This is a genomic window from Catenuloplanes indicus, assembly GCF_030813715.1.
Classification (GTDB): Bacteria; Actinomycetota; Actinomycetes; order Mycobacteriales; family Micromonosporaceae; genus Catenuloplanes; species Catenuloplanes indicus.
On sequence record NZ_JAUSUZ010000001.1, the window covers coordinates 2,538,527 to 2,551,969 of the forward strand.

Below are 13,443 nucleotides of genomic sequence, written 5' to 3' on the forward strand. Positions count from 1 at the left end.
GACCGCGGGGCGGGCAACCGCTCGGTCAGCCGCCGGTGCCTCCGAACAGGTCCTTGGCGCGGCGGACCTGGGCCTCGCGTTCGGCACGGTCGGCGTCGGCGTCGGAACGGTCCGCGGCGGCGGAGAGCAACGCCTTGATCTCGATGACCGCGTCCCGGTTGCCCGCCAGCACGGCGGCGGTCAGATCCCGGGTGGCCCGCTCCAGCTCGGCGACCGGCACGACGAGGTTGCCGAGGCCCATCGCGGCGGCCTCGTCCGCGGCGACGCGGCGGCCGGTCACGCAGACCTCCAGCGCGCGGGCGTAACCGATCAGCTCGACCAGGCGCTTCGTGCCGCCCAGGTCGGGGACCAGGCCGAGCGTCACCTCGGCCATCGACAGCTTCGCGTCGTCGGCGAGCAGCCGGAGGTCGCAGGCGAGCGCGAGCTGGAACCCGGCGCCGATCGCGTGGCCCTGCACGGCCGCGATCGTCACCAAATCGGGCCGGCGCAGCCAGGTGAACGCCTCCTGGAACCCGGCGATCCGCTCCGCGGCCTCGTCGTCCGGCAGCGCGGCCAGCTCGGTGAAGTCGCCACCGCCGAACACCGCGCGGTCCAGGCCCGCGGAAAACGCGCGCCCCTCGCCGCGCACCACAACGACCCGGACGTCACCGGTCAGTTCTCGGGAGAAATTGCGCAGAGCGCGCCACATATCCGGCGTCTGCGCATTGAGGACGTCGGGCCGGCACAACGTCACCGTCGCGACCGGCCCGTCGCATTCAAGCCGCACGCCACTATCTGAATTCATCGGGGGGATCCCGGACGCGCGTACTGTTTGCCGGCGATTACCGGGCTCACGCCTTCTTGCGACGGCGGGCGCCGCCGCGCTGGCGCAGTTGAACGCCGCTTTCGGTCAGAACTCGGTGCACGAAACCGTAGGAACGGCCTGTCGAGGCGGCCAAGGCGCGGATACTTTCCCCAGAGGTATACCGCTTTACGAGGTCCTTGGCGAGCGTCTGACGCTCCTGCCCGACAATTCGGCGACCTTTCTCAGTGCTGGTGGCTGTGCCAGTGGCTGCCATGTTGAATCCTCACGTCCCAGACTGTGCGGTTCGATGCGGTCCCACCTATTAGACCGCCTCGAACGATCATGCGCCAGATACCATTCGTTCGCCAACCGACACGCATGCCACTGTCGGGCCACGCGCACGGCGGCCGAGTCGCTTCGCCGGCTGGCTCGTTACCCGCCTATCGGCTCGTACCTGCGCATTCTTGGCGCCGCCCGCACGGTGCGGCATCGTCGGCCGTACATCGGGGGCGGTACGGAGTGTGCCAAGATTTTCACACTCCCGTGTCGCCGCCGACAGGAGAAGCCGTCAATACCTACCGTCACTGAAATTTTCGGCGCCAATTCCACTCACGGGAACTGCAAAACATGGGATTAGCTGCGGCTCAGGCGAGTTCGACGAGCTCGAGCAGGTCGTCGCTCCACGCGTCCTCGTCACCGTCCGGAAGAAGGATGGCGCGGTCCGGCTTCAGCGCCAGCACGCAGCCCGGGTCGTGGGTGACGAGCACGATCGCGCCGGGGTAGTTCGCGATCGCGTCCAGCACCTGCTCGCGGCTGGCCGGGTCGAGGTTGTTCGTCGGCTCGTCGAGGAGCAGCACGTTCGCCCCGGAACAGACCAGCGTGGCGAGCGCGAGCCGGGTCTTCTCCCCGCCGGAGAGCACACCGGCCGGCTTGTTCACGTCGTCGCCGCTGAACAGGAACGCGCCCAGGATCTTCCGCAGGTCGGTGTCCGACTGGTCCGGCGCGGCGCTGCGCATGTGCTCCAGGATCGTGCGGTCCACGTCCAGCGTCTCGTGCTCCTGCGCGTAGTAGCCGAGGCGCAGCCCGTGCCCGGGGTTCACCGACCCGGTGTCCGACTCCAGCAGCCCGCCCAGCATGCGCAGCAGCGTGGTCTTTCCGGCGCCGTTCAGGCCCAGGATCGCCACCCGGGAGCCACGGTCCACCGCCACGCTCACGTCCGTGAAGATCTCCAGCGAGCCGTACGACTTGGAGAGGTTCGACGCGGTCAGCGGCGTCTTGCCGCACGGCGCCGGTGCGGGGAAGCGCACCTTCGCCACCCGGTCCGCGGTGCGCTCCTCCTCCAGGCCGGAGAGCAGCTTCTCGGCGCGCTTCGCCATGTTCTGCGCGGCGACGGTCTTGGTGGCCTTGGCGCGCATCTTGTCGGCCTGCGCCATCAGCGCACCGGCCTTCTTCTCCGCGTTGGCCCGCTCGCGCCGGCGGCGGCGCTCGTCCGTCTCGCGCTGCTCGAGGTACGCCTTCCAGCCCAGGTTGTACTGGTCGACCACGGACCGGGTGGCGTCCAGGTACCACACCTTGTTGACCACGGCCTCCAGCATCGCGCCGTCGTGGGAGATCACCACGAGCCCGCCCTTGTGCGCGGCGAGAAAGCTCTTCAGCCAGTTGATCGAGTCTGCGTCCAAGTGGTTCGTGGGCTCGTCGAGCAACAGGATGCCGCTGTCACCGGCGTCCCGGAACAGGATCCGGGCCAGCTCGATCCGGCGGCGCTGACCACCGGAGAGCGTGCCGATCGTCTGCGCCAGGATGCGGTCCTCGAGACCGAGGTTCGCGCAGATCCGGGCGGCCTCGGCCTCGGCCGCGTAACCGCCGAGCGCGGCGAACCGGTCCTCCAGCGCGCCGTACTTGCGGACCAGGCGGTCGTCCGCGTCGTTCGCCAGTTTGTCCTGCAACTCGTTCATCTCGCGGAGGATCGCGTCCAGCCCGCGGGCGGAGAGCACCCGGTCGCGCGCGGTGACGCCCAGGTCGCCGGTGCGCGGGTCCTGCGGGAGATAACCGGCCTCGCCGCGGCGTTCGACCTTCCCCGCGTACGGCTGGCCCTCGCCGGCGAGCACCTTCAGCGTCGTGGTCTTGCCCGCGCCGTTGCGGCCGACCAGGCCGATCCGGTCGCCCGGCTGGATCCGCAGGTTGGCCTCGGACAGCAGGATGCGGGCTCCGGCGCGAAGCTCCAGGCCGGTGACGGTGATCATTGGGTGACTCGCTCTCAAGAGATCCCGGGCCGGAATCGTCCCGGCACAGAGAAGCTCCGCGCGAGGCGGAGCACCAACCTTCAGTGTACCGATGCGCCAACACGCCTTCTTCCGGATTGATTTCCAAGATCAACGGGTACGTCGGTGGCACCCTTCGTGAACGACTGGAGCCGGACGATGGAGCTCAACGAGAACGCACGGATCGACACCGACCAGATCACCGACCGGCGCGGCAGCGGTGGCGGCGGCGGGCTGTCCGGCATCCCGATCCCGATCGGCGGCGGCAAGGGCGCCTGGATCGGCCTCGCGATCTTCCTGCTGGTCTCGCTGGTCGGCGGCGGCCTCGGGCTGAACGCGATGGGCGGCGACGGGTCCGGCACCGGGTCCGGCTCCGGCGAGTCGCTGGCCCAGGAGTGCGCCGCGGACGACCGGCTGCAGCAGCTGGAGTGCCGGAACGCGCTCTACGTGAACTCGATCCAGGACTACTGGAAGGACGCGCTGCCGCAGCACTTCGGCGAGCAGTACGCCGAGTCCGACACGGTCTTCTTCCAACAGGCGGTCAGCACCGGGTGCGGCAACGCGGACTCCGGCGTAGGCCCGTTCTACTGCCCGGCCGACGACCTGGTGTACATCGACCTCACGTTCTACCGCCAGCTCGCCGACCAGCTCGGCGCGCCCGGCGAGTTCGCCCAGCCGTACGTGCTGGCCCACGAGTACGGCCACCACGTGCAGGACCTGCTCGGCACGGAGGCGGAGATGCGCCGCGCCCAGCAGCGTGACCCGAACGGCGCAAACCAGCTCTCCGTGATGCTGGAGCTGCAGGCCGACTGCTACGCCGGCGCCTGGGCGAAGAACGCGACCGGCACCGACGACGCGAGCGGCCAGAAGATCTTCAAGAGCATCACCGACCGGGACATCCAGGAGGGCCTGGACACCGCGGCCGCGATCGGCGACGACACGCTCCAGCAGAAGTCCGGCAACCCGGTCGACGAGGAGGCGTTCACCCACGGCTCGTCCGCGGACCGGCAGAAGTGGTTCCGCACCGGCTACGACAGCGGCGACCCGAAGTCCTGCGACACGTTCGGCAGCGCGATCTAGAACTGGTCGGGTTGCCGACAGAACGAGATCATCAAAGCTCGCATCACACAGCAGGACGAACCTCCTGTGAAAGGAAGACCGTGATGCGAGCTCTCCCTCTGGTGACCACCGCACTGACCCTCGCGCTCCTGACCGGCTGCGCCGCCTCCCCGGAGGAGGTGGCGGGTCAGGCGGCCCCGGCCGGCGCCCCCAGCGCGGTGCCGGTCACCACTGCACCGGCCACCCCGTCCCGGCCGGCCGCGTCGGTCACTCCGCCGGCCACCGCCTCGGCCGTCCCGCCACCCGCCGCCGCGAAGCCTCCGTCGTCGATCCCCGCTCCGGCCAAGAACACCCCGGCGCCGGTGGCCAGCCCGTTCTTCCCCCAGCCGATCGAATACACCGACTGGCGGAACGCGACGATCCACGGCATGCGGGACGCCGGGGACGCGACCTTCCGCAACGGCACGGCGACGTCCGGCTCGACCACCTGCACCATCAATCCCGGCGGGGTACAGCCCGGCTACGGTCACTTCATCGTCGAGGAGCCGGCCAGCGCCGCGGCAACCGGTGACGCGGCCGTCCTCGTCGAGTGCGGCAGCGACCGGCGGCAGGCGATCGTCCCGGTACAGTTCGGCTACGACCAGACGACGCTGCACGCGCGGGGGTTCATCCAGGCCGACGCGCCCGCCGGATCGAGCCGGATGACCTTCACCCGCCTGCTGATCGACGGCGTCGACATCGTGGCCACGGTCGCACTGCCCGGCGGCGGCACGGAGGAGCGCCGGTACCACCACTGGGGCATGGGCAGCGAATGGCGGCAGGTCTAGGCGGCGGGTGCGAGCGAGTCGCTGGTGCGTACCCCGCGCAGGATTCTCTCGGTGTGGTCGGCGGCGTCGACCTGGCGGATCTGGACGTAGACGCCGTAGTCGCCGGCCGCCGGCGTGATCAGTGCCTCGGTGAAGGAGATCGTGGTGCCACCGCAGCCGGTCCAGCGCTTCACGGTGACGGATCCGTCGCCCAGGCGGCGGATCCGGGCCGGTTCCGCCGCGCAGCCGGAGTGGTCCGGCAGCGCCGGGCGGCCCTCGCGCAACGCCCGGCTCGCACCGGCGAACACGCCGGGGACCGCACTCGCCGGGTCGGACCACGCGGTCAGGTCCGCGCCGACGACCAGGCCGGGCGCGCGGCCGGGCGGCAGGTTGATCGTGGCCGGGTTCCAGCCGGTGGTGCGCACCTGCGTGGCCCAGGCGGCCGGCACCGTGACCGAGACGCCGCCGGAGGCGTCGGTGACCGTGACCCACCGGGGCCGCGGCGGCGACCCGGTGTCCGCGACGGCACCGGTGGCCAGCGCCGCAGCGGCCAGCACGAACCCGGTCGCGACCCGCAGCGCCCGCACCACGGGCCGCACCGGGCGTGGCGCCGCGGCCGTGACCAGCGCGTCGGCGAACGCGGCCGCGGACGGCCACCGCCGCGCCGGATCGGTCTGCACCGCCCGCAGCACCACACCGTCCACCGCGGACGGAACACCCGGCCGGAGCTTCGACGGCCGCACCACCGGCGTCGCGGCAGCGGCCGCGACCGCCTGGACCGACTCGGGAAGACTCGGAGGACGCCCGGTGAGCATGTGGTAGGCCAGCGCGCCGAGCGCGTAGACGTCCGCGCGCGCGTCCAGCCCGGCACCGAGCCGGGCCTGCTCCGGAGCCATGTAGCCGGGCGACCCGGCGATCACGGTGAACGCGGAGCCGTGCGCCAGCGCCTTCGCCAGGCCCAGGTCGCCGACCACCACCCGCTCCGCGCCGGGCTCGCCGGTGAAGAGCACGTTGGACGGTTTCAGGTCCCGGTGCAGGACGCCCAGGTCGTGCAGCACGGCCACCCCCCGGGCGAGGTCGGACGCGACGCGCAGCGCGTCGCGCACCGGCATCGGGCCGCGCTCGAGCCGTTCCGCGAGCGTGCCGCCGGTCGCGTAGGTCATCACCAGGTAAGGGCGGCCGTCGTCCAACTCGCCCACGTCCAGCACGCGGATCAGCCGGTCCGACTCGGCACGGCGCATGATCCGCGCTTCCTCGGTGAACCGGGCCCGCACGTCCGCGTGGTGGGTCCAGTTCTCCGCCAGCACCTTCACCGCGACCGACGACCGCAGGCTCTCGTCGTCGGCGAGCCACACCGTGGCGAACGCACCCGATCCGAGTAAGCGGCGAACGTGGTAACGACCTATCCGGTCGGGCACTGGCACAGCCGTACTATAAGCCTCCTTTCGAGAAATGGATCTCCCCCACATGACACCCGGCCCGGACCTCGACACCCTCGCCCGGAACGCGTCGGCCGGCGACGCCGCGGCGCTGCATGAACTGCTGACCCGCATCCGGCCCGACGTGATCCGCCACTGTGCACGGTTCCTGCCGTGCGCGCAGGACGCGGAGGAGGCGGCGCAGGACGCGCTGCTGCAGGTGACCCGGCACATCAACCGGTTCGAGGGCCGGGCGAAGTTCTCCACCTGGCTGCACACGGTGGTGGCGAACTGCGCGCGGCAGACGTACCGCACGCTGAAACGGCGGGCGGCCGAGCGCGCGGACGCGGACCTGCCGGTGCACCTGCCGGACCCGCGCACCACCAGCGTGATCGCCGGTTCCCGGCTGGACCTGCTGGACGCGCTGGAACGGCTGGAGGCGGACCGGCCGAACCTGGTGGCGGCGCTGGTGCTCCGCGATCTGTCCCAGCTGGACTACGAGGAGATCGCGGAGCAGCTGGCGCTCCCGGTCGGCACCGTCAAGTCCCAGGTGCACCGCGCCCGGCAGCACGTCCGCGCCTCACTGGCCGGAGAGCGTTGAGAGACACTGGCCGGGGCGGCAGCGGGGCGCCCGGTCAGCCGGGTGGGTGGCCACCTTCCAGAATCAGGATCGAGACCGCGCGGGCCTCGGGAAGCGCGGCCTCCAGGACGGCCTGACGGGGCTCGGGCACGTCCAGGAAGCGCTCGGCCCGCAGCTCCAGCAGCGGGGCCAGGCGGCGGTCGGCGAGGATCGCGTCGACCGCGGCCCGGTCGCCGCCCGTCACCAGCGTGGTCAGCTCCGTCGCGCGGGGCAGCAGCAGGCGGACCGCGATGTCGGCGGCGCCACCGGCCGCGGCCTTGGCCTGGTTGTCCCGGCGCCGGGCGAAGCGCTGCTGGGACCAGCCACCGGCCGCGGTCCGGGACTGCACGTAGCTGCGGTCCACCTTCGACTCGCGCAACTCGGCGCCGGCCGCCCAGCCGACCGCGACCGCGGACTTGCGTGCCAGCAGCAGCCCGAGTGGGCGGGGCGCGACCGCGGCGGCCAGGAACGACTCCGGGTCGCCGGTCAACGGCGCACCGGGCGGCGCGTGCAGTTCCGCGATCGCGCCGTCCGGTGCCTCCAGGCGCATCGCGTACCCCCGCATGGTGGTCCGGGGTTGTCCGTGCCGGGCCGTGAAGTTGTCGAGCCAGCGGGTCAGGCGGCCGGGGACGACCTCGACCCGGCGGCCGCCGCCCGCGGCCGGTCGCGCGCGCATGCCCACAGCGTAATGGGCTAGTCGGCCTCCTCCAGCAGCAGCGCGCGGTGGTCGCCGAGGAGCCGGCGCAGGCGTTGCAGGCAGCGCTTGCTCTGCGACTTCACGACCGTGGTGGAGACGCCCATCACCTCGGCGACGGTCTCCACGCTGTGGTCCTCCCAGTAGCGGAGCACGACGATCGCGCGGTCCCGCTCCGGCAGCGTGCCGAGCGCCTCCAGCAGCGTCATCCGCAGCTCCGGGCCGGCGTCCGGGGCCGGTGAGTCGAGGTGGTCGCCGGTCGCGATGCCGACGAACTCGCGGCCGCCCCTGCGCCGGTGGTCGAAGAGCGCGTTCATCAGCACCTTGTGGCTGTACGCCTCGACGTTGACGGTGCCGTGTATCCGGTTCCACGACACGTACATCTTGGTGAGCGTGATCTGCGTCAGGTCCTGGGCGAGGTGCCAGTCGCGGCACATCAGGAACGCGGTACGCCGCAGCCGCTCCGCCATCGCCTGGGCGAACTCGACGTACTCGTCCTCCTGGTCCTGGCGCGCGGCCCGGGCTCGCCCGGTGCGCAGCAGACGCCGCGTGCCGGACTCGGACGACGGCTGGGGCGGAGCGGAGGGGGCCACGGCCGGCGCCGCCAGGGCGTAGTTGCCGGGAACGCTGGTCACTCAGCCTCCAACAATCGTGTCGAGCTTGTTCAGATCGACTTTGCTCGACTTGACCAGTTCGATCGGCATCTCCGGTCCCCACTGCGGGTTCAGCACCACGGTGACCGCCTCCTGCAACGTCAGCGCGACCTGGCCGGGCGGGTTCTGCCGGCCGTCCCACATCAGGCAGTCGCCGAGCATCAGGGACACCACCACGCCGTCCGCGCGGTACAGCGAGACGGTCTGGTAGAGCGTGCACTCGTCCGGGTTGTTCTCCACCACCAGCAGCCCGGTGCCGGGGATGTTGACGCAGGACCGCATGGCCACGCACATCCGCGACGCCAGCCCGGACGTCGTCTTCTCCGGCCCGGCGACGTAGAGACGGATCATGCCGAAGCCGTCGCCGCGGTCCAGGTACATCTGCACGTAGGTGGACCCGGCCGGATCGTCGGGGGTCTCCCGGTAGGCCAGCCCGCCGATCGCGCCCTTCGGGATCAGCGAGGCGAGCAGTTCCAGCGCGGCCGTCGGCGTGGTGCGGACGAGCCCCTGCTCGGTGACGGGCACCCCGGCCGGCGCGGTCAGGTCGATGCCGCGCAGCGCGCCGGTGCAGTCGACCATCCAGAGGCCGCCGCTGCCCCACCCGTCGTCCGCCTGCCCCTGGCCGGTGCCGCCGGTCTGGGCGACGCCGGTGCCGGGGAGCGGGCCGGGGTCGCCGTCCGGCGTGACGGCGCTCGCGGTCGGTGTGGTGCACCGCGCCGGTGCCGCCTGCTCGGGCTCGGCCGCCGGAATCGCCTGCGCCGACGCGGCGGCCCCGGTCAGCGCCGGCGAGGACCCCGCGGAGGGTGGCCGGGTGGAGCCGGTCGGTGTGCCCAGCGCGACGAGTCCCGCGACGGCGAGCACGGCGGCCGCGGTACCGCCGCCGGCACCGGCGAACCACCGGCGCCGGCGGCGGACGCGTCGCCCCGAGTCGACGGACACCCGCACCACGTCGCCGAGCGGTGGTGGCGTCTCGCCGGCGAGCTCCTCCTCGAGGAGCCGGCGTAGTTCATGAGTCACAGCGGTGTTTCCCTCTTCCGGCCGACGCCATGAAGACTCCGCGGACGCCGGTTCGGTGACACAATGCCGCATGGACGTCGTCGATCGGTTGACGATCACCTACCGTGCGGCCGCGGACCCGGTGCGTGCGGAGGCGATGAGCGCGTACATGCGCGGCCGCTTCCCGTTCCTCGGCATTTCCACGCCGCGCCGGCGGGCGCTGGACCGTTCGGTGCTGCCCTCGGTCTCCGCGGCCGACGCGCCGCTGGTCGCCGAGCGGGTCTGGGAGCTGCCGGAGCGGGAGTACCAGCACTTCGGGGCGGACCTGCTGCGCCGGCACGCGCCGCGGTCACCGGTCACGCTGCTGCCGGTGGTGCGGCACCTGATCACCACGAAGTCCTGGTGGGACACGGTCGACACGCTGGCCACCCGGGTCGTCGGCCCGCTCGGCGCCACGCACGCGACGGTCCGCGACGAGATGGACGAGTGGATCACCGACCCGGACGTGTGGGTGATCCGGACCGCGCTGCTGCACCAGCTGCACTACGGCGCGGACACGGTGACCGAGCGGCTGTTCGCGTACTGCCTGCGCCAGGCCGGGCACCCGGACTTCTTCGTCCGCAAGGCGATCGGCTGGGCGCTGCGGCACTACGCCCGGACCGCGCCGGAGGAGGTGCGTGCGTTCGTCACCGCTCACGCGGACGTGCTGTCGCCGCTCTCCGCCCGGGAGGCGCTCAAGAACCTGTGACCCGCCCGCAGGATCAGACGATCAGGACGCACCACGAGGGTACGTCCGGGGCGTACCCATGCGGTCAAGGTCTTCGTCTCGTCCGTGACGTCGGTCGTCAGGTCGATCACCGGCGCGTCCAGCGCCGCCCCGAGCTCCGCCGTGCGCCGCCCCGGTGCCGTGGTGAGGATCGCGAAGCCCGGGCCGAGCACGTCGTCGAGCAGCACGTCGCGGCCCCGGTGACGGACCCGCGGCTGCGGCAGGACACGGCCGGTCGGCGGGCGGCTCCACCACGGGCGCAGCTCGCTCGGCCCGACCAGCGGCGCGATGCCGCGCAGACCGGCCGCGGTGAACCCGGGCACCCGCACGGCCGCGGCCAGCACGGCCCGGCGTACCGCCGCGGCGCCGTCCTGTCCCCCGGTCATCGCGGCGCCGAGCAGCCGGGCCACCTGGATCAGGCGCAGCGCGGGCCGGCGGCGCTCCCGCTGGTACGTGTCGAGCAGCGCCTCACCGGCCCGCCCGGACAAGACCATCTCCAGCTTCCACGCCAGGTTCGCCGCGTCGCGCAGTCCCGCGCCCAGCCCCTGCCCGATGAACGGCGGCGTCTCGTGCGCGGCGTCGCCGAGCAGGAAGACACGGCCGTGCCGCCATCGATCCGCGATCCGCGCCCGGAACGTGTACCCGGTCCGCCGCCGGATCTCCACGGCCGCGCCACCGGTCCACGGCGCGAGCAGCGCGCCGAGATCCGGCCCGTCCGCCGTCTCGCCCGGCAGCAGCCGGAACTCCCATCGGTAGCGGTCCGCGCCGATCTGCATGAACGTGGCCGCGCGACGCGGGTCGCTGACCTGGTGCACGCCGGCCCAATGCCCGAGATCGCGCTCGCTGACCGCGTCCACGACCAGCCAGTCCTCGCTGTAACCGAGATCGGTGCTGCGGGTGCCGAGCAGCGTGCGGACCGTGGAGTTCGCGCCGTCGCAGGCGAGGATGGCGTCCGTTTCGAGGCGGTAAGTGCCTGTGGGCGTGCGGAGGGTGGCGTGCCGGCCCGCCGGGTCGAGCGCGATCAGCTCGGTTCCGGTGCGCAGCTCCGCGTGCGGCAGCGCGGACAGGCGGTCCCGCAGCAGGGCGTCCAGCGCGGGCTGGTCGAACATGTTGGCCTGCGGCCAGCCGTGCAGACCGACCGGCCTGTCCCGCCGGAACTCGGCCAGCGTACGCAGCCGCCCGTCCACGATCCGCAGGCCGAGCGCGGGGCGGCTGATCCCACTGAAGGCGTCGGCGACGCCCGCCCACTGCAGGATCCGGTGCCCCTCGTCGTCGAGGTGGACCGCGCGGGGCAGTGGGTACGGCTCGCGGTGCCGCTCGGCGACGATCACCGGCACGCCGCGCTGGGCGAGCAGAATCGCCGCCGTCAGCCCGGTGGGGCCCGCGCCTACTACCAGCACCGTCACGCTCATATCCAACCGCAGACTCGCCGGGTGCGCTCGCCGCGCGACCTGCGGAACAGTTCGCGGGTCGCGCGGGCGACGATGACGCGGCCGGGAAGCCGGGAGCCGGCGGGAAGCCGCGCCCCGGAGGCAAGCGCGACCCGCCAGCAAGCGCGGCCCTGCGGCAAGCCGCGACCCGCCAGCGAGCCGCGACCCGCCAGCGAGCCGGGAGCCGGCGCGCAACCAAGCGCCGCCGCGGTGCGGCAGTGCGGCGGTGGTCAGGAGGTGACGGTATGGGCGGCCAAGGCCATGATCAGGACGGCGGAGGTCAGCGCGGTCAGCAGGCGGCCACGGCGGCCGGTCAGCACGCGGCCGACCATGGAGCCGCCGGCCGCGATCAGCAGTTGCCAGCTCGCCGACGCCAGGAACGCACCGACCACGAACGCGGCCGCCGCGGCCGGCGGCAGGTCGCCGGAGGCCTGCCGGGCCAGGACGAGCGCGCCGAAGTAGACGACGGTCATCGGGTTCAGCAGGGTCAGCGCGAGAATCCCGCCGTACGCACGGATTGGTGTGGTCATCCCGGTGCCGGCCGCCGCGCGGGCCGGACGGCGGTACCGGCGGATCGCGGCGAACGCGGTTTGCCCGGCGAGCGCGATCAGAACGGTCGCGGCGATCCAGCGCATCGGCGCGGCGACCGGTGCGATGACTCCCGCCAGCGCGGCTCCGCCGGTGACCGCGACCGCCGCGTAGAGACCGTCCGCGGTGGCGACGCCGAGCGCGGCTCCGGCGCCGACCCGCAACGACGTGCGGGCGGTCAGGCCGGCGATGAGGATCGCGATCGCCCCGACCGGTACGGCTACGCCGTAACCGGCGACCACCCCGGCCAGGAAGGCCGCCCTCACGATCGGAGGCGGTACGCCGGGGCGGCCGGGGAGCCGCGCCGCTGTCGCACGGCCCGGTCGGCCGTCGGGACAGTGTGCCGGCTCCGCTTCGCCTCGGTCATGCGCTCCATCGTGGCCGTCGGTACCGTCACCGGGCCACCGGTTTTCCGGCCGCGTGGCCGGCGACATCAATCGTGATCAGGGCTTCCCTCGTGCCGCCGGAACAGCAGAAAGCCCTCATCACCAGAACGCCGGCACGGCCCCGGACGATGACCGTCCACCGCCGCGAAGCCACGCCGGGCGCCTGCCACCGCCCAGCAGCCGCGCCCGCGCCCAGCAGCCGCGCAGGTGAGCCAGATCTGGAACCGTCAGGTCAGGTACGCCTGGAGCAGGGTACGGAGGGCCTCCGCGTCCGCGACGTTCGTGTGGGGCGTGATGGACGGGTGCGGGATCGGCTCCGGGGACATCAGGATGGTGGCACCGACGCCCGCGCGCCGGCCGCAGAGAACGTCGCGGTCCAGTTTGTCGCCGGCGAACCAGGCGTGGGCCAGGTCGACGCCGAGCCGGTCGGCCGCGTGCTTGAGGATGGCCGGGTTGGGTTTACGGACGCCGACCTCGTCGCTGTAGATCTCCGCACCGAACGCCCCGTCCAGCGGGGATGCCGCGATGATCTCGCGGAAGGCGGCGCCGCACAGCGTGTTGCTGACCACCGCCACCGGCAGGCCCGCGTCGACCGCGGTCCGGACCAGGTCGACGACGCCGGGCAGCAGCGTCCAGTCGTTATTGTCGATCAGCCAGAGGCGGCTGAGCACCTCGGCGCTGTCCCGGACCGCGGTGCGCGCGGCGGACGGCCAGTCCGCGGCCACGTACTCGCCCCAGAACTCCTGCTGGGACAGCTCCGGCGGCGCGGACGGGCGGGACATGGCGTCGCGCCACGCGCGGTACGCCGCGCGCGCGGCCGTGTGGTCGGCGCGGACCCGCTCGACGGGCACGGACGGCCCGGCGATGCGCGCGAGGACCTCGATGAACGCGTCCTCGCGGCCGGGGCGGGCCTCCGCGTGGCCGATCACCCCGTGAAAGTCGAGCAGCAGCGCCCGTGGCCTGATCAACACGGCATTGATCCT

At 72.7% G+C, this 13,443-nt stretch carries 14 protein-coding genes; 4 read left to right on the plus strand and 10 right to left on the minus strand.

Annotation, left to right across the window (positions count from 1 at the left end; all coding sequences use genetic code 11):
* Window positions 1-25: 25 nt before the first annotated feature.
* The 3 genes from J2S42_RS11425 to J2S42_RS11435 all read right to left on the minus strand — a co-directional run bounded on the left by J2S42_RS11425 (window position 26) and on the right by J2S42_RS11435 (window position 3,027).
* Window positions 26-784 carry an enoyl-CoA hydratase/isomerase family protein gene (locus J2S42_RS11425; RefSeq protein ID WP_307238363.1) on the minus strand — a complete coding sequence of 253 codons (759 nt, stop codon included), beginning with the start codon at window positions 782-784 and terminating at the stop codon, window positions 26-28.
* Window positions 785-830: 46 nt separating this feature from the next.
* Complete coding sequence (locus J2S42_RS11430) at window positions 831-1,058, minus strand: helix-turn-helix domain-containing protein (RefSeq protein ID WP_306827061.1); 228 nt, start codon at window positions 1,056-1,058, stop codon at window positions 831-833.
* 370 nt (window positions 1,059-1,428) lie between these two features.
* Complete coding sequence (locus tag J2S42_RS11435; protein WP_307238365.1) at window positions 1,429-3,027, minus strand: ABC-F family ATP-binding cassette domain-containing protein; 1,599 nt, start codon at window positions 3,025-3,027, stop codon at window positions 1,429-1,431.
* Window positions 3,028-3,204: 177 nt separating this feature from the next.
* Between J2S42_RS11435 and ypfJ the strand changes: the two genes are divergently transcribed.
* Complete coding sequence (ypfJ, locus tag J2S42_RS11440; RefSeq protein ID WP_307238367.1) at window positions 3,205-4,125, plus strand: KPN_02809 family neutral zinc metallopeptidase; 921 nt, start codon at window positions 3,205-3,207, stop codon at window positions 4,123-4,125.
* Window positions 4,126-4,208: 83 nt separating this feature from the next.
* A complete protein-coding gene (locus J2S42_RS11445) occupies window positions 4,209-4,931 on the plus strand; it encodes a hypothetical protein (RefSeq protein WP_307238369.1) in 723 nt (240 codons plus the stop codon).
* On the opposite strand, the gene J2S42_RS11450 is transcribed toward J2S42_RS11445, so the two are convergent.
* A complete protein-coding gene (locus J2S42_RS11450; RefSeq protein ID WP_307238371.1) occupies window positions 4,928-6,334 on the minus strand; it encodes a serine/threonine-protein kinase in 1,407 nt (468 codons plus the stop codon). The genes J2S42_RS11445 and J2S42_RS11450 overlap by 4 nt on opposite strands.
* A 28-nt stretch (window positions 6,335-6,362) precedes the next feature.
* On the opposite strand from J2S42_RS11450, the gene J2S42_RS11455 reads away from it, so the two are divergent.
* Window positions 6,363-6,929: an RNA polymerase sigma factor gene (locus tag J2S42_RS11455; RefSeq protein ID WP_307238373.1), complete on the plus strand. Its 567-nt coding sequence runs from the start codon at window positions 6,363-6,365 to the stop codon at window positions 6,927-6,929.
* Between the two features lie 34 nt (window positions 6,930-6,963).
* On the opposite strand, the gene J2S42_RS11460 is transcribed toward J2S42_RS11455, so the two are convergent.
* The 3 genes from J2S42_RS11460 to J2S42_RS11470 are packed head-to-tail and all read right to left on the minus strand — an operon-like array spanning window position 6,964 to window position 9,311.
* A complete protein-coding gene (locus J2S42_RS11460; protein ID WP_307238375.1) occupies window positions 6,964-7,623 on the minus strand; it encodes an acVLRF1 family peptidyl-tRNA hydrolase in 660 nt (219 codons plus the stop codon).
* Between the two features lie 17 nt (window positions 7,624-7,640).
* On the minus strand, window positions 7,641-8,276 hold the full coding sequence (locus J2S42_RS11465) for a SigE family RNA polymerase sigma factor (RefSeq protein ID WP_307238377.1): 636 nt from the start codon (window positions 8,274-8,276) through the stop codon (window positions 7,641-7,643).
* Entirely contained in the window at window positions 8,277-9,311 is a 1,035-nt protein-coding gene (locus tag J2S42_RS11470) for a hypothetical protein (protein ID WP_307238380.1), read from the minus strand.
* A 70-nt stretch (window positions 9,312-9,381) separates the two neighbouring features.
* Between J2S42_RS11470 and J2S42_RS11475 the strand changes: the two genes are divergently transcribed.
* Window positions 9,382-10,038: a DNA alkylation repair protein gene (locus J2S42_RS11475; protein ID WP_307238382.1), complete on the plus strand. Its 657-nt coding sequence runs from the start codon at window positions 9,382-9,384 to the stop codon at window positions 10,036-10,038.
* On the opposite strand, the gene J2S42_RS11480 is transcribed toward J2S42_RS11475, so the two are convergent.
* The 3 genes from J2S42_RS11480 to J2S42_RS11490 all read right to left on the minus strand — a co-directional run bounded on the left by J2S42_RS11480 (window position 9,984) and on the right by J2S42_RS11490 (window position 13,431).
* Window positions 9,984-11,462, minus strand: a complete 1,479-nt coding sequence (locus J2S42_RS11480; RefSeq protein ID WP_307238384.1) for a bifunctional 3-(3-hydroxy-phenyl)propionate/3-hydroxycinnamic acid hydroxylase — start codon at window positions 11,460-11,462, stop codon at window positions 9,984-9,986. The two genes, J2S42_RS11475 and J2S42_RS11480, sit on opposite strands and share 55 nt — an antisense overlap.
* A gap of 254 nt (window positions 11,463-11,716) precedes the next feature.
* On the minus strand, window positions 11,717-12,340 hold the full coding sequence (locus J2S42_RS11485) for a LysE family transporter (RefSeq protein ID WP_307238386.1): 624 nt from the start codon (window positions 12,338-12,340) through the stop codon (window positions 11,717-11,719).
* A 347-nt stretch (window positions 12,341-12,687) separates the two neighbouring features.
* Window positions 12,688-13,431: an HAD family hydrolase gene (locus J2S42_RS11490; RefSeq protein ID WP_307238388.1), complete on the minus strand. Its 744-nt coding sequence runs from the start codon at window positions 13,429-13,431 to the stop codon at window positions 12,688-12,690.
* Window positions 13,432-13,443 lie beyond the last annotated feature (12 nt).

Excerpts from the sequence above, each read along its gene's own strand:
- J2S42_RS11435 (WP_307238365.1), bottom strand. The coding sequence starts at position 3,027 with ATGATCACCGTCACCGGCCTGGAGCTTCGCGCCGGAGCCCGCATCCTG.
- ypfJ (WP_307238367.1), top strand. The coding sequence starts at position 3,205 with ATGGAGCTCAACGAGAACGCACGGATCGACACCGACCAGATCACCGAC.
- J2S42_RS11425 (WP_307238363.1), bottom strand. The coding sequence starts at position 784 with ATGAATTCAGATAGTGGCGTGCGGCTTGAATGCGACGGGCCGGTCGCG.
- J2S42_RS11460 (WP_307238375.1), bottom strand. The coding sequence starts at position 7,623 with ATGCGCGCGCGACCGGCCGCGGGCGGCGGCCGCCGGGTCGAGGTCGTC.
- J2S42_RS11445 (WP_307238369.1), top strand. The coding sequence starts at position 4,209 with ATGCGAGCTCTCCCTCTGGTGACCACCGCACTGACCCTCGCGCTCCTG.
- J2S42_RS11455 (WP_307238373.1), top strand. The coding sequence starts at position 6,363 with ATGGATCTCCCCCACATGACACCCGGCCCGGACCTCGACACCCTCGCC.
- J2S42_RS11430 (WP_306827061.1), bottom strand. The coding sequence starts at position 1,058 with ATGGCAGCCACTGGCACAGCCACCAGCACTGAGAAAGGTCGCCGAATT.
- J2S42_RS11475 (WP_307238382.1), top strand. The coding sequence starts at position 9,382 with ATGGACGTCGTCGATCGGTTGACGATCACCTACCGTGCGGCCGCGGAC.